The sequence below is a fragment of the Methylobacterium sp. genome, assembly GCF_019750675.1.
In the GTDB taxonomy this organism is placed as follows: Bacteria; Pseudomonadota; Alphaproteobacteria; order Rhizobiales; family Beijerinckiaceae; genus Methylobacterium.
This window is the reverse complement of record NZ_JAIEOF010000325.1, coordinates 1-1,835: the sequence shown is the minus strand read 5'-3', so window position 1 is coordinate 1,835 and position 1,835 is coordinate 1. Positions and strand designations below refer to the sequence as shown.

The 1,835-nt window shown below is 67.0% G+C and carries 2 protein-coding genes; both read left to right on the top strand.

All coding sequences use genetic code 11. From position 1 onward, the window contains the following. Positions 1–396 (top strand): TOBE domain-containing protein (locus K2X24_RS16670; RefSeq protein WP_292499460.1); only part of this gene is annotated, 396 nt, incomplete at its 5' end. A gap of 29 nt (positions 397–425) precedes the next feature. Next, positions 426–1,700, top strand: a complete 1,275-nt coding sequence (locus K2X24_RS16665; protein ID WP_238279289.1) for an extracellular solute-binding protein — start codon at positions 426–428, stop codon at positions 1,698–1,700. Positions 1,701–1,835: the final 135 nt, after the last annotated feature.

Genomic DNA, 1,835 nt, shown 5'->3' with positions numbered 1-1,835 from the left:
TCCGACCTCGTGGTGGTGATGAACGGGGGGCGCATCGAGCAGGCGGCCGACCCGCGCACCGTGTTCGAGCGCCCCGCCACCGCCTTCGTCGCCCGCTTCATCGGCGGCCACAACGTCATCCGCCTGCCCGATGCGACCGAGGTGGCGGTGCGCGCCGACCGGATGCGCCTCGGTGCGCAGGCCGGCCCGGAGGCCGTGCCGGCCCGCGTCGTCTCGGTGGAGTACCAGGGCACCAGCGTGCATGTGGGCTTCGAGGCCGACGGCCTGGGCGGAGGCCCCGCCACCGCGCTGACGGCGGTGATCGACGACGCGGCCTATGCGGGCGCCCCCCTCGCCCTCGGCCAGACCGTGCCGCTGGGCTGGGACGCCGACGCGGCCCACCGCCTGAGCGCCTGATCCGTTTTTGACCGCGTAGAGGAACCCGCATGACGACTCCGATCAAGCTGAGCCGCCGCACCCTGCTCCAGGGCGCGGGTGCCACCGGACTGGCCCTCGGCGCCGGTCCGATCACCGGCTTTCCCAACGTGATCGCGGCCGAACCCGTGACCCTGCGCTACCTCGGCACCGCCGTGAACCAGTCCGGCGACATCGCCCGCAAGGTGAAGGAGGATCTCGGGATCACCATCGAGTACATCCCCGTGGTCACCGACGAGGTGACCAAGCGCGTGGTTACCCAGCCGAACTCCTTCGACCTCCTCGACACCGAGTTCTTCAGCCTCAAGAAGCTCATCCCCTCGGGCAACATCCAGGGCATGGACGCCCGCCGGATCAAGCAGGCCGACAACATCACCCCGGTCTTCACCAAGGGCGAGGTCGCCGGCAAGAAGATCGGCGACCAGGGCACCGCGCCCAAGAAGGTCTTCTACCTCGAGGGACAGAATTCGAAGAACTTCGCCGGTTCGGCCACCGAGTGGATCACCCTGATCCCCACCACCTACAACGCCGACACGCTCGGCATCCGCCCGGACCTGATCAAGCGCCCGATCACGAGCTGGAAGGAACTCCTGAACCCCGAATTCAAGGGCAAGGCCTCAATACTGAACATCCCCTCCATCGGCATCATGGATGCCGCCATGGTGATCGAGGCCACCGGCGACTACACCTATCCCGACAAGGGCAACATGACGAAGGCGGAGATCGACCGCACCATCAAGCTCCTGATCGAGGCCAAGCGCGCCGGCCAGTTCCGCGCCTTCTGGCAGGACTTCAACGAATCCGTGAACCTGATGGCGTCCGGCGAGACCGTGATCCAGTCGATGTGGTCGCCCGCCGTCACCAAGGTCCGCTCTCAGGGCGTGGCCTGCACCTACCAGCCCCTCAAGGAGGGCTACCGCGCCTGGGCCACCGGCTTCGGCCTGCCCAAGACCCTGACGGGCCGCAAGCTGGATGCGGCCTATGACTTTATCAACTGGTTCCTCTCCGGCTGGGCCGGCGCCTACCTCAACCGCCAGGGCTATTACTCGGCCGTGCTGGAGACGGCGAAATCACACATGGAGCCCTACGAGTGGGCCTACTGGATGGAGGGCAAGCCCGCCGAGAAGGACATCAAGGGGCCGGACGGCAGCGTGCTGGAGAAGGCCGGCGCCACCCGCGACGGCGGCTCCTTCGAGACCCGCATGGGCTCCGTCGCCTGCTGGAACGCCGTGATGGACGAGAACACCTACATGGTCCGCAAGTGGAACGAGTTCATCGCCGCGTGAGCGGAGAGTTGTTGCGCCGCGACGCGTTCCTTTCCGACAGGCGCATTTCGCGGACGGCCACATGGCGTTCTGAGCGACCAGAGGCATCTGCCATGATCCTGATGTGGTCCAAGGCGAGCGCGGGTCCCCTCTCCT